16 protein-coding genes and 1 pseudogene are annotated in these 15611 nt (G+C 68.3%); 10 read left to right on the top strand and 7 right to left on the bottom strand.

The window, feature by feature from the left end; translation table 11 throughout:
* Positions 1-90: 90 nt before the first annotated feature.
* The 3 genes and pseudogenes from ACGFIB_RS14215 to ACGFIB_RS14205 form a co-directional block, all read left to right on the top strand.
* Positions 91-711, top strand: coding sequence for a TetR/AcrR family transcriptional regulator (locus tag ACGFIB_RS14215; protein ID WP_393371766.1), 621 nt, complete (start codon positions 91-93; stop codon positions 709-711).
* Between the two features lie 380 nt (positions 712-1091).
* Positions 1092-2006 (top strand): HIT family protein, encoded by a 915-nt coding sequence (locus tag ACGFIB_RS14210; RefSeq protein WP_393372782.1) that lies wholly within the window; start codon positions 1092-1094, stop codon positions 2004-2006.
* A pseudogene (locus ACGFIB_RS14205) lies at positions 1891-2160 on the top strand (transposase); the annotation flags it as partial. The gene ACGFIB_RS14210 and the pseudogene ACGFIB_RS14205, both read left to right, overlap by 116 nt.
* An 850-nt stretch (positions 2161-3010) precedes the next feature.
* On the opposite strand, the gene ACGFIB_RS14200 reads toward ACGFIB_RS14205, so the two are convergent.
* Positions 3011-3199 (bottom strand): hypothetical protein, encoded by a 189-nt coding sequence (locus ACGFIB_RS14200; RefSeq protein ID WP_393371763.1) that lies wholly within the window; start codon positions 3197-3199, stop codon positions 3011-3013.
* Between ACGFIB_RS14200 and ACGFIB_RS14195 the strand changes: the two genes are divergently transcribed.
* Positions 3182-3730: a GntR family transcriptional regulator gene (locus tag ACGFIB_RS14195; protein WP_393371760.1), complete on the top strand. Its 549-nt coding sequence runs from the start codon at positions 3182-3184 to the stop codon at positions 3728-3730. The genes ACGFIB_RS14200 and ACGFIB_RS14195 overlap by 18 nt on opposite strands.
* A 16-nt stretch (positions 3731-3746) precedes the next feature.
* Here ACGFIB_RS14195 and ACGFIB_RS14190 read toward each other — a convergent pair whose 3' ends face one another.
* Positions 3747-4268 (bottom strand): Imm21 family immunity protein, encoded by a 522-nt coding sequence (locus tag ACGFIB_RS14190; protein ID WP_393371756.1) that lies wholly within the window; start codon positions 4266-4268, stop codon positions 3747-3749.
* Between the two features lie 343 nt (positions 4269-4611).
* Between ACGFIB_RS14190 and ACGFIB_RS14185 the strand changes: the two genes are divergently transcribed.
* Entirely contained in the window at positions 4612-5139 is a 528-nt protein-coding gene (locus tag ACGFIB_RS14185) for an SDR family NAD(P)-dependent oxidoreductase (protein WP_393371753.1), read from the top strand.
* A 9-nt stretch (positions 5140-5148) separates the two neighbouring features.
* Here the strand turns inward: ACGFIB_RS14185 and ACGFIB_RS14180 are convergent, their stop codons facing one another.
* Together ACGFIB_RS14180 and ACGFIB_RS14175 are read right to left on the bottom strand one after the other, a co-directional pair.
* Positions 5149-5385 (bottom strand): hypothetical protein, encoded by a 237-nt coding sequence (locus tag ACGFIB_RS14180; RefSeq protein ID WP_357323219.1) that lies wholly within the window; start codon positions 5383-5385, stop codon positions 5149-5151.
* 13 nt (positions 5386-5398) lie between these two features.
* Complete coding sequence (locus tag ACGFIB_RS14175) at positions 5399-6052, bottom strand: hypothetical protein (RefSeq protein ID WP_142574427.1); 654 nt, start codon at positions 6050-6052, stop codon at positions 5399-5401.
* 133 nt (positions 6053-6185) lie between these two features.
* On the opposite strand from ACGFIB_RS14175, the gene ACGFIB_RS14170 reads away from it, so the two are divergent.
* Both ACGFIB_RS14170 and ACGFIB_RS14165 read left to right on the top strand, forming a co-directional pair.
* A complete protein-coding gene (locus tag ACGFIB_RS14170; protein WP_393371749.1) occupies positions 6186-7337 on the top strand; it encodes a sensor histidine kinase in 1152 nt (383 codons plus the stop codon).
* On the top strand, positions 7334-7978 hold the full coding sequence (locus ACGFIB_RS14165; RefSeq protein WP_142574425.1) for a response regulator: 645 nt from the start codon (positions 7334-7336) through the stop codon (positions 7976-7978). Before ACGFIB_RS14170 ends, ACGFIB_RS14165 begins: the two co-directional genes overlap by 4 nt.
* A gap of 341 nt (positions 7979-8319) precedes the next feature.
* Here the strand turns inward: ACGFIB_RS14165 and ACGFIB_RS14160 are convergent, their stop codons facing one another.
* Both ACGFIB_RS14160 and ACGFIB_RS14155 read right to left on the bottom strand, forming a co-directional pair.
* Positions 8320-9021, bottom strand: a complete 702-nt coding sequence (locus ACGFIB_RS14160) for a response regulator (protein WP_393371745.1) — start codon at positions 9019-9021, stop codon at positions 8320-8322.
* Positions 9018-10223, bottom strand: a complete 1206-nt coding sequence (locus ACGFIB_RS14155) for a sensor histidine kinase (RefSeq protein ID WP_208762407.1) — start codon at positions 10221-10223, stop codon at positions 9018-9020. The genes ACGFIB_RS14160 and ACGFIB_RS14155 overlap by 4 nt, the downstream gene beginning before the upstream one ends.
* A gap of 167 nt (positions 10224-10390) precedes the next feature.
* On the opposite strand from ACGFIB_RS14155, the gene ACGFIB_RS14150 reads away from it, so the two are divergent.
* Together ACGFIB_RS14150 and ACGFIB_RS14145 are read left to right on the top strand one after the other, a co-directional pair.
* A complete protein-coding gene (locus ACGFIB_RS14150) occupies positions 10391-11182 on the top strand; it encodes an ABC transporter ATP-binding protein (RefSeq protein WP_393371742.1) in 792 nt (263 codons plus the stop codon).
* 50 nt (positions 11183-11232) lie between these two features.
* Positions 11233-13788 carry an ABC transporter permease gene (locus ACGFIB_RS14145; protein ID WP_393371739.1) on the top strand — a complete coding sequence of 852 codons (2556 nt, stop codon included), beginning with the start codon at positions 11233-11235 and terminating at the stop codon, positions 13786-13788.
* Positions 13789-14142: 354 nt separating this feature from the next.
* Here ACGFIB_RS14145 and soxR read toward each other — a convergent pair whose 3' ends face one another.
* Positions 14143-14598, bottom strand: coding sequence for a redox-sensitive transcriptional activator SoxR (gene soxR, locus ACGFIB_RS14140; protein WP_142574420.1), 456 nt, complete (start codon positions 14596-14598; stop codon positions 14143-14145).
* A gap of 83 nt (positions 14599-14681) precedes the next feature.
* Between soxR and ACGFIB_RS14135 the strand changes: the two genes are divergently transcribed.
* The gene (locus tag ACGFIB_RS14135; protein ID WP_142574419.1) at positions 14682-15569 is read left to right on the top strand and encodes an NmrA/HSCARG family protein; all 888 of its coding nucleotides are present in this window, start codon (positions 14682-14684) and stop codon (positions 15567-15569) included.
* Positions 15570-15611: the final 42 nt, after the last annotated feature.

Here is a 15611-nt window from a genome sequence, read left to right as displayed (position 1 = left end):
TTAAGGTACGCACCGTACCTTAAATGAGGAGACGCGCACGCGACAACCAGAATGGGAGGGTACGATCGGTACCGATTGCGGGAAGGGGCCATGGCAGGCAACCCTATGAGGCAGCCAGGTGCTGGGCAGACGCGGCGACGCGGAGCTGCCCTGGAGGAGGCGATCCTGCGCGCCGCAGTGGACGAGCTCACCGAATCCGGATACGGCGGATTGACCATAGACAAGGTCGCCACCCGCGCCGGCACCAACAAGAACGCCATCTACCGCCGCTGGCCAAACCGCCTCACGCTCGGCATCGCCGCCTATCGGCAACTGGCCACGACAGTCCCGCCCCCCGACACCGGCAATCTGCGCGGCGACGTCCTTGAGCTGCTACGCCAGGCGAACCGCCACTGGAGCTCCCCCCTCGGCGCGATCCTGCGCGAACTGCTCTCTGCAGCCGGCGGCACGTCGGAACTCCTGGCGCAGCTGCAAGAACAGTCCGGCGACGCCGCAGCCGCCCCCTGGCTGATCATTCTGGGGCGCGCGGTCGCACGCGGTGAAGCTTCCCCCGAAGCGCTCCATCCACGGGTCGCCACCGTGGCCATCGTCCTGCTGCGCAACGAATTCGTCATGCGCGGGATCCCGACCGCACCCGACGACGTCCTTGTCGAGATCGTCGACGAGGTGTACCTACCGCTAGTACGGCAACGTGGCATGACACCCAGCTGATCCTCCGCGGGCACTCACAGCGACTCATGACACGCGACGTGTGGGCTCTGCGCAGAGGCCGAGGGGGGCGGGCTATGGTCGAGCAACGCCCGGCCGCGAACCGGGCGCGCCGCGCCACCACCGCCCGGCATGGGCGGGGGCTTGCGAGCCAGAGCTTGGACGGTGGCGACTGAGGACGTTGCGGTATTTCGCTGCTGTACAGAGATCAAAAAGGCCCCTCGCGATGATCGCAAGGGGCCTTTGAACTGCGAGCCGCCTTGGGGAATCGAACCCCAGACCTTCTGTTTACAAGGTCCCCAAACGATCTCCAGGGTCGTTCAGGATCGTTCGCCGTGCTGGTCGGCGGTCGCATCATCGTTCAAGCTTGTTCGCCTCAGTTCATGATGGTCCGTTCGGGTGGCTCCCACGGTGGCTCCCGGACAGCCTCAGAATGCCTGCTTGCAAAGACGCCCGCCGATCTTGCCCGACCTGCACAGACGCAGCTCAGCGGCCTGATCGCGTTTCCCGTGATTCCCCGTTGCTCCCCCTTTGATCACCGCCCGATCGGGCACGCAACGGGGCACGGCAACGGAGGCCGACCTCTTACTTATCAGCTCGATCCCCCTACCCATGACAGGGCTCCCGGCAGGATCGGCGAGGGTTGTACGGCTGGAAGTGCGTCCCGCGCACATGCCGGATCTTGCTCAAGCCAAAAGCATTCGCTGTGGATGCCGCCCACTGTCACCATGTTGACCATGGGAGATCTTGGCCGATCGGACTGCGTGTTCTGCGCGATCCTTCGCGGCGAGGCTGAAGCGAGCGTTCCCTACGCAGACGACCGCGTAATGGTAATCATGGACATAGGAGCCGTCACCCCAGGTCACCTCCTTGTCATTCCACGCGTTCACGCCGTGGGGTTGGAAGACCTTGATGAGGAGACGAGTGCGCATGTATGGACGATCGGCCATCAGATGGGCCGGGCTCTACGGCGCTCTGGTTTGCGGTGTGAGGGCGTGAACATTTTCCTGGCGGACGGGAAAGCAGCGTTTCAGGAGGTCTTCCACTTCCACCTGCATGTGTTCCCTCGCTTCGAGGGAGACAGCTTCCGGATAGACGCCACCTGGGGCACAAGGGCGCGGAGTCTGCTCGATCAGGAATCGAAGGCGATCCGGTCCGGCTTGGCAGAGCTGGGATTGCCCACCGCTGCACGACTTCACCCAGAACCAGATCTGGACGGAGATCGTCGCGCTGGCCTGCGAACTCATAGCCTGGATGCAGATGCTCGCCCTGCACGAGACCCCCGCTCGCCGTTATGAGCCGAAACGGCTGCGGCTGCGCCTGTTCGCCGTCGCCGCCCGCCTGGTCCGCGGCGGACGGCGCCTCCGCCTACGTGTGGCCGCGTCCTGGCCCTGGGCCGGCCAGCTGGTCACCGCCATCACCCGACTCCAAGCCCTGCCAGCACCGACCTGACCAGGGCAGAATCATCCCTACGACCAGGAGACACCCCGCGGGCCCGTGGAACGCCGCCCACCGGCGCGACAGCCGGGCCATCACCCTGACCACGACCGCGAGATCACACTCCAGCCGGATAGCTCAGCCAGCTATCGGATGGGCGCGAAAGATCGAGGCTAAAAGCTCAATTCGGCAAGGTGCTGTGTCCTCTGAAACTGACGGATCTTGGCACCTCGGGGCTCCCCTCGTTACGGACACATCCACGCCCACATCACCCGAGCAGCAGCTCTCGCTCGTCAAGTTGCAGATCACGTTTGACACGAGGCAGGGTTCGGGGTTCGTGCTGTTAGCTCTCACTTCGAAAGTTCCGACTCGCTTACCTCTCAGCCATCAAGATGTTGCTGGTGGACGGGGGAAGTGCTAGATAAGTTCCCAGCGTGGCGAGCAAGAGTAGCGGAAATGTGGCCAAGTACTGGGGCTTTCTGACTTTCGGAGTGCTTATAGCAGGCATCCTTGGATGGATACCGGGCCTGGCCGCGATAGTGCTCGTGGCGTTGTCGCTCGTGACAACCTATTACTTCATACTCTGTATGCCCGTATGGTGTGGTGCCGTAAATCGTGATGGCACCTATTGCCGAGAGAACGCTTATGGACAGCTCTTGGGTTGCCATCGCCGGCAGCACAAATGGCAGAAGCTGAAAATTCGCGTTGCGCGATCCAGCTGGGCACAGATCAATCGGGGGCTGTGGACTCAGCCCCGCGAGTGTATCGCCACGCTTGGGGGCATTGCGACTGTGGCCTCCGGAGTCGCAGCCATAATTCTTCTTATCGTCAGTAAGCCGCCTATAGCCACTTGCTCACTAAGTTTCTAGGGCCGACCTGACCATATTGTGCGGTTGGCATCCTTTTCGGCTCCAGCAACCAACTCGACGAGGTCGGCGAGGATCTTCGGGGCTGCGGCGATGGTGGCTCGGGCATTGAGTTCCACGTCAGCCGGCCCACCATTGTCCGCGCGCTGCAGGTGCTCCAGCTGCGCGGCGTGATCGAGCGCGAGCACGGCAAGGGCTCCTTCGTGAATTCCACGCCGCCGGCCGCGGCGGAGGAAGCCTCCCGGCCCGGCCGGGCCGTACTCGACCGCGCGGAAGCCGACGAGAACGGCTCACCGGTAAGCGTCGGTGAGCACCCGGCCCCCGCAAGCGTCGCCAAGCTCCTCGGCGTCCCCGAGAAGTCACCCGTCATGATGCGGCGCGTCCTGTTCCGCGATGCCGACCGGCCGGTTGACCTCGTCACCATCTGGTGCCCGGTAGAGCTGGCCGAAGGTACCGACCTGGGTCTGTCTGAACCGCTCACCGCCGGCATCCGGCAGCATCTCCAGCACGCCAAGGGCCTCAAGCTCGAACACGTCGCGGAACGGCTCAGCGCTCGACACCCTTCGACGGAAGAAGCCAGGCTCCTGGAATTCCGTAAGACCGCACCCGTCCTCGGCGTGCTGGCCAGCGTCTACAACGGCGGCGGCCGTCCCGCCCTCATCGTGGACCTGGTCCTCCCCGGCGACCTTCACGAACTGGAAGACGCATACTCTCTCTGACGCGCTGGCGCTCGGCTCATGTGAACTGAACGAGGATCAGATACGCCCTTGGATGCTCCACGTATGCGGCGCGTACCGTGTACCGACCGGGGGCGAGGTCGACGACGAGATGCTCTTCTGAGGAGATGTCGTCATGCCCATAAGCGGAATCGAAGAGAATCAGCGGCTCGTCGACGGTATACGTCAACTCCTCGCCTTCTGGCACTGACTCTGCGTCCATGACCTCCGTAGCCACCTCCACCAGTTCCTCCTCTGAGTACGCCCCGACCCAGGAGATGAGGGCCCTTCGTTCGGCGAGGAACGTCGTAGGGGACGGCTCAGCCTTAACCAAGGCTTCGACCGGACCAACCCGGATAAGCCCGATGTATCCGGGCACCGAGCAGGCACGGCCGTAGTCGCCTTCGTCCTCGGGGTAGTTCCTGGGCGTTCCGTGCCAGTACGGAAGTGCTGCCTGCGGCACGAGGATGTGCGGGCCGCCCAAGCTGCTCACCCACGTGAGGCCGCTGGATTCCGCGTGTTTCGAGTCATTTGCGGTCATGCCGCAGAGCGTACGCAGCCAACACGCCAAGATTCTCGGCAACTCGACTTGTTGAGTGCGGAGAAGGTGGGCACTCAGCAAGGGCAAGGATACGGCTTGTCTCTCTTGGGGCGATGAACGCTCACGAATCTCATCCGGACACCGTAACCTTCGCGTTCGTAAGCCCGAAGGCACTGCCCGACCACCTCATTACGAGTGAAGCGCGGGCCCCTGGTCGATGGCTCGCCGCCCTGCTCGAGATCTGTCCAATTTGTTTCTGAGAAGACGATGGGCAGGACGACCATGACGCCGACGAAGTCCGTGGAGGGCCGAACTGTGCTGTCGCGGCTCATCCGGTCTCTTCGTGTCGTTGGAAGCCACCCTGGGAGCCACCGCTTTCGTTGCCCCAGCAGAGCACCGGAAATGGCACGCCGGGATAACCGGCGGCATGCCGCAGACGCCCACCACGGTGGACCCCGCCACGATGCGGGCGGCCGTGGAGACCAACGTGATCGGCGTCATCCGCGTCACCAACGCGATGCTGCCGTTGCTGCGCCGCTCGCCGTCGCCGCGGATCGTGAACATGTCCAGCACCGTGGGCTCTCTCACCCGCCAGACCACTCCCGGCGCCGAAACGGGCCCGATCTCCGCCGCGTACGCGCCGTCGAAGACGTTCCTCAACGCCGTCACCGTGCAGTACGCCAAGGAGCTGAGCGACACGAACATCCTGATCAACGCCGGCTGCCCCGGCTTCTGCGCGACCGACCTCAACGGCTTCCGCGGGGTCCGTACGCCCGAACAGGGCGCGGCGATCGCGATCCGGCTCGCGACCCTGCCCGACGACGGCCCGACCGGTGGATTCTTCGACGACGCCGGGCCGGTGCCCTGGTGACGCACGGCGTCACACGCGTCCGGCCTGGATGGCGACGGCCTCGATGTCGGCCGGGGAACCGGTCATGATCGTGCGTACGTGCTCGGTGACCAGTTCGACCGGCCAGTCCCACCACGCCGCGCGCACCAGTCTTTCGACGTCGGCGTCCTCGTAGCGGCGGCGGATGGTGCGTGCGGGTCGCAGGCATGTGAGCTGAGACCGATTGGGGTCGCGCCATATCGGCCCCTCGATATGGCGCGACCACACGCCGCGGACGGAGTCACCGTCCCACAGCGGGTTCCACAGCCGGGTTCACAGCAGACTCGGGCCGCAGGAAGCGGGTGCCGACCGAGCCATAGGCCAGCACAAGCAGGACACCCCCCACCGCTTCGGTGATCGGTACGAGGAACGAAACCAGTGTCGCCAGGAGCAGCGCCGGCACGGCCCATGGGACCGTGCGGGCCCGGAATAGGGCGACCGCCAGCAGGACGAAGCCGAGCAGGCCAATCAGCACCATGAACTGGATGACCATGAAGACGGGTTCGCCGGCGACCGCGTCCGCGATCGCCACCTTCTGGTCGGTGACGCCGCCAGCGGCCATCGCGGACAGGACCGAGCCGCTCGCCGCGTCGCCCAGATTCCCGAGCATGTTGAGCCAGAGCAGCGCGATCCCGAGGTGGCCGAGCACCGCGCCGCGTCCGGGGAAGAGCCGCGGCAGCCCGGCCAGCCCCGCCACCATGAGCAGTGCCGCAACTAGTTGGAGCAGGATCGACAGCCGGAATCGGCTCGGGTCGGCGGCGACCTCGGTGAGGATGGCGCTGGAATCGCCGCCTGACACCGTCTTGAGCGCCATCGCCGCGGCCATCGCGACCGGCCCGGCGATCAGGCAGACGCCGGCGAAGCGGCGACGGAAGTCCTCAAGGGATGTGGGCATGTGAGCCTCCTTGACGTGTGAGGCCGCCAACGTAGGTCGCGGGCACATCTCTGGTCGTCCGGCATAACGATGATTCCGGCGTCGTCCACGCGGACGATTCGGCGGCCCCGCCTGCGGCGTTATCGTGAGCGCCATGCGCTGGATCCCGCCTCGGCCTGCCTGGACCGATATCGCGGTCGCCGGGGTGCTCGGCACCGCCGCCGTGCTGGAGGCGCTGACGAGTACCGATCTCCCTTTTACCGCCATGGAGATGCTCGTGGCCGGCGCCACGGTCGCGCCCATCGCGTGGCGCCGGGTCTGGCCACTCGGCGTGGTCGCCGTCGTCATGGTCGTCGTGGCCGCCTCCTCGCCGGTGACGCACAGCTTCGAGAGCGGCTACGCCTTCTTCGCCATGATCGTGTGCTGCTACTCCGTCGCCGCCCACGCCAAGTTCAGGGACTCCGCCGTCGGCGCCGCCATGGTGACCACGTTCGTGCTGGTCGGCTTCGCCATCGACCCCCACCGCGGCGGCGTGGGGGACTACCTGTTCACCGGCGTGCTGTTCGGCGGGGCGTGGACGCTGGGGTACCTGATCCGCAGGCGCGGCCAGGAGGCGACGCTCCTCAAGGAGCAGACCGCCGAGCTCCAACGGCGGCGTGCCGAGGACGCGGAGCGCGCCGTACAGGCCGAGCGGACCAGGATCGCCCGCGAGCTGCACGACGTGATCGCCCACAGTCTCAGCGTTATGGTCGTGCAGACCGGGGTCGTACGGCGGCGCCTGCGGCACGACCGGCCCGGAGACAGCGAACTCCTCGACGAGGTCGAGCAGGCAGGGCGGGGCGCGATCGGGGAGTTGCGGCGGCTGCTCGGAATCCTCCGCGCGGACGGCGAGGCGCTCTCGCTCTCCCCACAGCCCGGGCTCGACGGGCTGCCGCCGCTGCTGGACCAGATGCGCGAGACCGGGCTCATGGTCGAGATGACGGTCGAGGGCGTGCCATCCCCATTGCCACCCGGCATAGACCTTGCCGCCTACCGGATCGTGCAGGAGGCGCTCACCAACACCCTCCGGCACGCCGGGCAGGGCGCGCGGGCCGAGGTCGCGATCCGGTGGAACGGCACGGCCGTCGAACTGGAGGTTCACGACGATGGCAATGGCGCGGCGCCGCTCGGCCTGGGTACCGGGCACGGGCTGATCGGAATGCGCGAGCGGGCGGCGCTTTACGACGGGGTCCTGGAGGCCGGGCCGTACGAAAGCGGCGGTTTCCGGGTGTGCGCCGTGCTGCCGTTGAACGGGAGCCAGCGGTGAGCATCCGCGTAGTGGTCGCCGACGACCAGGCCATGGTACGGCGGGGTTTCAGGCTGATGCTCGACGACGAGCCCGATATGGAGGTGGTGGCGGAGGCGGGTGACGGCGAGCAGGCCGTACGGGTGGTCCGCGCGCTCACCCCCGACGTCGCGCTCATGGACATCCGGATGCCCGGCGTCAACGGCCTGGAGGCGACTCGGCGGCTGGCCGGGCTGCCCACCCGGATCATCGTGTTGACCACATTCGACCTCGACGAGTACGTCTACGAGGCGCTTCGAGCCGGAGCCGCCGGGTTCCTCACCAAGGAGGCCCCCGCCGAGCGGCTCATCGAGGCGGTCCGGGTGGTCGCTGCGGGGGACGGCATGCTCACGCCAGGAGTAACCCGCCGCGTCATCGAGGCCTTCGCCAGAGCCCCCGTCCCGCGCCGATCACCCGCCCTCGACAGGCTCACCGCCCGGGAGTTGGAAGTGCTGCGGCTCATGGCACGGGGCCTGTCCAACCCCGAGATCGCCGCAGAGCTCTTCATCTCCGACACCACTGCCAAAACCCACGTCAGCCGGATCCTTACCAAGCTCGACCTGCGCGATCGCATCCAAGCGGCGATCTTCGCCTACGAGTCCGGCCTCATCGTGCCCGGCTGAAGCACGTCGGACAGGTCGAGTTAGAACGGACCATGACCCGACATGCCCTTCGAGGGGTTCGATACCGTACGGGTGGCGATCATCGGGCTGGGCAACCGCGGATCAGGGCAGCTCCCGCTGTTCTTCCCGATCCCCGGGGCACGGATCACCGCGCTCTGCGACATCCGTCCTGAGAAGGTAGATCACACTGACGGGATGCAACATCGTGATCCCCAGTAGTCCCATGTAGGCCCGTGCAGGACTGAGGCGAACTCATCGGTCCGGCCTGCCGCTTGCGGTATTGACTGATCGCCGTAGCGCCGCTACGGACCGCAGGCCTCTGACCGGGCCGGTCAGCGGCGCTAACGGCTGGTGCAGACGCCGTTCTCCCAGGCCCAGGCGGCGATCTCGACGCGATTGCGGGCGGCGAGTTTGCGCTGCACGTTGGCGAGGTGGGTCTTCACGGTGGACAGCGTGACGTGCAACTCCGTGGCGAGCTCCTCGTTGGTCCGTCCGCGGGCGGCGAGGCGGACGACGTCGAGCTCCCGCTCGGTGAGCGGTTCGATCAACCCGCCCTGGCCGGCGCTCGCGGATGCCGCCGGTGTGTGCCCGGCCCGGCCGGTCGTGACGCGTGCGGGCGGGTTCATGTGCTGCAGGAGGCGGACCGTGATCGACGGAGAGATCAGGGAGTTTCCCGCCGCCGCCGCGCGTACGGCCTCGGCGAGCAGGACCGGAGAGCCGTCCTTGAGGAGGAAGCCGCAGGCGCCGTTGCGCAGGGCGCGGTAAACGTACTCGTCGAGGTCGAAGGTGGTGGCGATGAGGACGTGCAGGGGGTCGGGGACGTCGGGGCCGGCCAGCAGCCGGGTTGCCTCAAGCCCGTCGAGTACGGGCATGCGGATATCGAGCAGACAGACGTCGGGGCGCAGGGCGCGTGCCGTGCCGACGGCGGCGCCGCCGTCGGCCGCCTCGGCGATGACCTGGATGTCGGGTTGCGAGTCGAGGATCATACGGAACGCCGAGCGGATCATCTCCTGGTCATCGGCGATGAGCACCCGGATGGTCATATGTCCATGATGCCAGGCGGTGATTTGGGCGGATCCGCCCGACGGGGAAGGGGAAGGTCGGCGACGACCTGCCAACCGGTCAGCTCATGTGGCCCGGCGGTAAGTCGGCCGCCGGCCGCTTCGATGCGCTCGGTGAGACCGGCCAGGCCGTAGCCGCTGGTCGTGGTCCTGCGGCGGCCGCGTCCGTCGTCGGTCACCGTGACTCGGAGTGTGTTCTGATCGCCGGTCTGGACGTCGACGGTGACGTACCGGACGGCGGTGGCGTGTTTGCGGATGTTGGTGAGGGACTCCTGGACCACCCGGTGCACCGTGGTGGTGATCTCGGGCGGCAGGCGGCGACCGGTGAGCCGGGGGTCGAGTGTCAGCTCGGCAGGCGGACCGGTGCGGGAGAACGTCGCGACCAGGTCGTGCAGCCGGGTGAGGTCCGCGCAGGGACTGGTGGCCGCCGGTGCGGCGGGATTGCGCAGGACGGAGACCATGGCCCGCATGGAGTCCATCGCCTGGGCTCCGACTTCCTCGATCCGGGCGAGCATCTGGTCCAGCTCCGCGGGGCTGGGCGGGTGCCCCGCGGAGGTGGCGAAGCGGATGGCCTTGGTCTGCGCGATCATCGCGGTGACGTGGTGCGCCACGAAGTCGTGGAGCTCCCGGGCGTACTCCATGCGCTGAGCCTGCCGATCGCCTTGAAGCCGGCGATCGCGGGCGTCGTCGAGCAGACGCAGGTACAGGCCGAGAACGACCGCGGGCACCACTGCCAGCAGGACGGCCGGCTCGGCGTACGTGATCACGTTCGGCCATTGGGACGGCTCGATCCGCAGGGGCAGCACGACGGCTGAGACGGCGGCCGCGGTCCCCAACGCCGCCGCCGTTATGAGCGGCTGGGTGCGGACGGCGCGTGCGATGAGCAGCAGGAGGGCGATCAGTTCTGTGACCCCGAACGTGTTCTCCGGCCGATGCGTCAGGTTCACGCTGACCGTGGTGAAGACACAGGAGGCGGCGATGGCGACGGCCGCCGCCAGGACGTATCGCCTCCTCGGCACGACGAGGGCGGTAACGCACAGCCCTCCGGTCAGGAAGGTGGCCACCGCGGTCGGCGGGTAGCCAGTGGCCTCGCCTTCGAGGACGAGCGCGGCGATCACCACGACGGCGGCCAGGACGAACAGCGTCTGATGGGCGAGGGGCCGGGCCCGGAACGCGGATAACACGTCGTCCCACGTTACGGCGTCGCCGCGGCCCACCACCTCAGCCTTTCGGCCGATGCGGGCAGTGGCGGGCCGGCGCCGTTTCGGCCGTCCGGTGGATCCGCCGCACCCGCCCTCACGTGGAGGATCGACCCTGCCCTCTGGCATCCGCTTTCCTGGAGTGATCCGCGATGAACCCCAGCCGTACGACGGCCTCCCACGCCTCTTCCGTGACGATGACGACCCGGCCAGCGGCCGTGGCCGACAAATTGACCAAGGTCTACGGGCAGGGCGAGACCCGGGTGGTCGCCCTGGACGGCGTCAGCGGCGAGTTCCGGCGCGGCGAGTTCACCGCCATCATGGGGCCCTCCGGCTCCGGCAAGTCCACCCTCATGCACTGCATGGCCGGCCTGGACGCGATCTCCGGTGGCTCGGCGCGGATCGGTGACCTCGAGCTGACCGGGCTGAGCGACAAGCAGCTCACCCGGCTGCGCCGGGACAGGATCGGGTTTGTCTTTCAGGCGTTCAATTTGCTGCCCACGCTGACCGCGGCCGAGAACATCACCCTCCCCCTGACCATCGCCGGCCGCAGGCCCGACAAGGCCTGGCTGGACGAGGTGATCGCCGCCGTCGGCCTCGCGGACCGTCTCGAGCACCGGCCCGCGCAGCTGTCCGGCGGGCAGCAGCAGCGGGTCGCGGTCGCCCGCGCGCTGGCCGGACGGCCGGAGATTATCTTCGCCGACGAGCCCACCGGCAACCTCGACTCCCGATCCGGCGCAGAGGTGCTGGGCTTCCTGCGCGACTCGGTGCGCGAGCTCGGCCAGACGGTCGCCATGGTCACCCACGACCCGGTCGCCGCCTCCTACGCGGATCGGGTCGTCTTCCTGGCCGACGGCCACGTCGTCGACGAGCTGCGCGAGCCGACCGCCGAGACCGTGCTCGACCGGATGAAGCGCCTCGACACCGGCGACCGCGCCGGCTGAACCGCGTCCCGAACCCGCCCCCGATCACTTCTCTCCAGGACCGATCTCGCATGTTCCGCACGACGCTGCGCAATGTCACCGCCCACAAGGGCCGGCTGCTGATGACCATGCTCGCCGTACTGCTCGGCGTGGCCTTCCTCTCCGCGACCCTCGTCTTCACCGACACCTTCGCCGAGGCGTACCGCAAGAGCTCCGAGCAGAGCTTCGCGTACGTCGACGTGGCAATCAGGCCCGGCCAGGCGCCCGAGGGCGGCCCTCCGGGAGCCCGGCCCGCCCTCACTCAGGATCTTCTTCACGACGTGGCCCGCCTGCCCGAGGCCCGCACGGTGATCGGTTCGGTCACCGGCTTCACCGCCATCGCCGGCAAGGACGGCGCCCTGGCGGGGCAAGGCTGGTCGACGCGCGGCGCCAACTACTACCCGGGCCCGGGCGGCGCGGACCCCCGCTACGCCGTGGCGCGGGGACGGGCGCCCCAGAACGCGGGCGAGATCATGCTCGACGCCAGGTCGGCGGAGCGTACGGGTTACCAGGTGGGCGACACGGTGCGCCTCTCCGTCGACGGGCCGGTTCTGAAGGAGAAGCTGGTCGGCGTCTTCACCACCGACGACGGGGAGGTCGCCGCCGGCGGCACGCTCACCCTTTTCGACACCGCCACCGCGCAGCGGCTGTTCGCCGAGCCGGGCATATTCAGCGAGATCACCGCCAAGGCCTCACCCGGCGCGTCCCAGGTGGCGCTGCGGGCGGCCGTCGAGAAGGTCCTGCCCGAAGGCGCCGTCACCTTCACCGGTGACTCCCTCGCCCGCGACCAGGCCGTGCGGGTGGAGGGCACGATCAACGACCTGCGCTCCACTCTCCTGGTCTTCGCCGGCATCGCGCTGTTCGTCGGCGTCTTCCTGATCGCCAACACCTTCACGATGCTCACCGCCCAGCGCACCAGGGAGCTCGCGCTGCTGCGTGCCATCGGCGCGTCGCGCCGCCAGATCACCCGCTCCGTTCTCGTCGAGGCCCTCCTCATCGGGGCCGTCGCGGGCTGCGCCGGCATGGTGGCCGGGATCGGCGTCGCCGCCTGCCTACGCGGCCTGATCGGCTCGTTCGGCTCCGGCGGCCAGGTCCTCCCCGACGGACCGCTGGTGGTATCCCCGGCCGCCGTCGTGGTGTCCCTGGCCGTCGGCGTCCTGGTGACGATGGCCGCCGCCTGGCCGCCCGCGCGCCGTGCGGGGAGGATCCCGCCCGTCGCCGCGATGAGCGCCGTGCACGCGCCGGCCACCAGCAGGTCCCTGGTCGTGCGCAACACCGTCGGCGCCATCCTGGCCGCCGCCGGCGCCGCCACCGTGCTCGCCGGCACCGGCATGGACTTCGACGAGGGCCAGTACGTCATTGGGCTGGGCGCGAGCACGCTGCTCACCGGGGTGTTCGTCCTCACCCCGCTGCTGTCCCGCCCGTTCATCGCCGCCGTCACGCCGCTGCTGCGCCGCATGGGCGCCCCCGGGAAACTGGCCCGCGAGAACGCCCTGCGCAACCCCCGCCGTACAGCCGCCACGGCGTCCGCCCTGACCATCGGCCTGGCCGTCATCACCGGCCTCACCGTCATCGCCACCAGCAGCCGGGAGGCCACCGACGCCCGGGCGACCGCGACCCTGAGCGCCGACTACGTCGTCAGGATGGGCAACTACGACGACCTGTCCGTACAGGTCGAGGACGCGCTCAAAGCGACCGACAGGGTCACCGGCGGGGTCACCGCCGTGAGCCCGCTGCGTGAGGTCCCGGCGCGCGTCGCCGGCTCCAACATGTTCCTGACCGGCGTGGACGCCGGCGTCATCGGTGACCTGCTCCGGCCTGAGTTCACCCGCGGATCGCTCTCCGGCCTCGGCACGGGCGGCGCCCTCGTCGACGCGGGCACGGCCGCCGAGCACGGCTGGACCACCGGCACCGCCCTCCCGGTCACCTTCCCCGACGGCGGCCACGGCCGGGTGACGATCAGCGGCGTCTACCAGGACACCGACCTGCTCCACGGCCTCGTGATCGACACTCACCTCCTCGACCCGCACCTGCGCACCCGCACCGCCGGGTCCGTCCTGGTCAAGACCGCGCACGGCCCGAGCCGGGCGGCCAAGGACGCGATCATCGATGCCCTCGGTGACAGCCCCGCGATCCTCGTGCAGAGCAAGCAGGACGTCTCCACCTCCATCGCCCACAGCATCACCGTGATGCTGAATCTGCTGTACGGGCTGCTCGCCATGGCCGTGATCGTCGCCGTCCTCGGCGTCGTCAACACCCTCGTCATGTCCGTCGTCGAACGCTCGGCCGAGATCGGCATGCTCCGCGCCATCGGCCTGGACCGTGGCGGCGTCAGGCGGATGGTGCGCCTGGAGTCGCTGGTCATCTCGTTGTTCGGCGCGACGCTGGGCGTCGGTCTCGGCGTCTTCTTCGGCTGGGCGGGCGTCCGCCTCCTGGCCGCCGACACGCCCGCCTACCGGCTCATCCTGCCCTGGGGTCAGATCGCGCTCGTCCTCGCCCTGGCCACGGTCATCGGCGTCGTGGCCGCCGTGTGGCCCGCCCGCAACGCGGCACGGCTCGACATGCTCACCGCGATCCAGTCCGGTTGACCTTCGCCGGTCAGCGGGCGCGGGAGAAGAATCTAGCGGCCTTCAAGGGGGGCTCGACCAGGCCGCCGGCTTCGCCGAGCCGACCGCCGCCGTCTGGTCCTGAGGCGACACGGTCATGAGAGGCGGCCGGCGCGGGAACGCCTCCCGCACCGGCCGCCCGATCCGCTCACGCCATCAAGCATGGCGCTCTGTCGACCACGTCCCGAAACGACGTCGTGTCAACGTCGGGGCAGCACGGACGGCTCAGTCAGTTTCCGTGGACGCCGACCGTTGTGGCGAGGACAGGCCGCTGCGCGCTTCTGCCGAAGACAGTGCCTTCTCATCGGCGGCAGTTTTGGGCTGTAGGCGTGGTTTTCACCCTTGTGGCAGGCGACGTGCGCCCGGGCCTTCGCGGCCCAGCACATCGCGTGGATTGGTCAGATGGCAGGACCGCAGCGACAGGCAGCCGCATCCGATGCACTCAGTGAGGTCGTCGCGGAGTGCCTGCAGGTGCGCGATGCGTGCGTCGAGCTCGGTTCGCCAGCTCGCGGACAGGCGAGCCCAGTCATCCGGGGTCGGGGTGCGCTCACTCGGTAGTTGATCCAAGGCCTCCCGGATCGCCGCGAGCGAGATGCCGACGTGCTGGGATGCCCGGATGAAGGCGACCCGGCGCAGCGTGTCGCGGCTGTATCGCCGCTGGTTGCTCAACGTCCGGGTACTGCGGATGAGGCCCTGGCGTTCGTAGAAGTGCAGCGCGGAGATCGCGACGCCGCTGCGGTGGGCGACCTGTCCGACGGTGAGTTCATGGAACGTGGTGCGAGCCCGAGGCATGGGCCGACTTTAGCAGTTGACCTCAACAGAGGTTGAGGTCAAAGGATAGGCGCGTCCGCGAGTCGCGATAAAGGAGCCCTTTCATGGCCACTGTTCTCGTCATCGGCGCCACCGGGAAGCAGGGCGGTGCCGTCGCCGAACTGCTGCTCGACCACGGCCACGACGTCACCGCCTACGTCCGATCACCCGAGGCGCCGTCCGCGCGGGCATTGTCCGCTGCTGGAGCCCGGCTCCTCCCCGGCGACCTGGCCGATCTGGAGGCCCTCGCCAGCGCCGCCCGGGGCGTCGATGCGATTTTCGGCCTCTCGATACCGTTCGGATCGGGCGGGAAGGACGAGGAGGTGGCCCAGGGCCGCCTCCTTATCGATGTCGCGATGCGCGCCGGCGCGCACCTGGTGTACTCCTCGCTCCGGGGCGCCGACCGGCTCTCGGCAACCGACATCGACCATGCCGACAGCAAGCAGCTTGTCGAAGCGTATCTGCGAGAGCAGGAGATCCGGGCGACCGTCCTGGGGCCCGTGTACTTCATGGAGAACGTCCTCAACGTCGGCTTCAGCCGCCTTGGCGATGGCGTCCTGGCCAACCCGCTGTCCGCCGCCAAGCCGCTGGACCAAGTGACCGTCCGAGACATCGCTGGCCTCGCCGTACACGCCATCGAGCACCCGGACCGGTTCGTCGGCGAGCGGATCGACGTCGCTTCCGACCGGGTGACCGGCGAGGAGGCGGCCCGGATCCTCAGTGACATCCTCGGCCGCGAGATCCCGTACTACCAACTGCCATTGGACCAGGTCCGCCAGTGGGCCGGCGACGAGATCGCGGACATGTTCCAACGGTTCGAGGAGAACACCGACTTCCTCGACGTCGATGGGCTACACGCCACGTACCCGGACGTGGCCTGGCACAGCTATGCCGATTGGGCTCGGACAGTCGATTGGGACGCCGTCCTACCAAGCCGGACGATGGCGAGATAACCCGCGATGACCAGACGACGCTCGCTCGAGCGCGGCATGACC

The organism is Microbispora bryophytorum (assembly GCF_043197435.1).
Taxonomy (GTDB): domain Bacteria; phylum Actinomycetota; class Actinomycetes; order Streptosporangiales; family Streptosporangiaceae; genus Microbispora; species Microbispora bryophytorum.
Note: the sequence above shows the minus strand (reverse complement) of the source record. Positions and strands in the feature narration are given on the sequence as shown.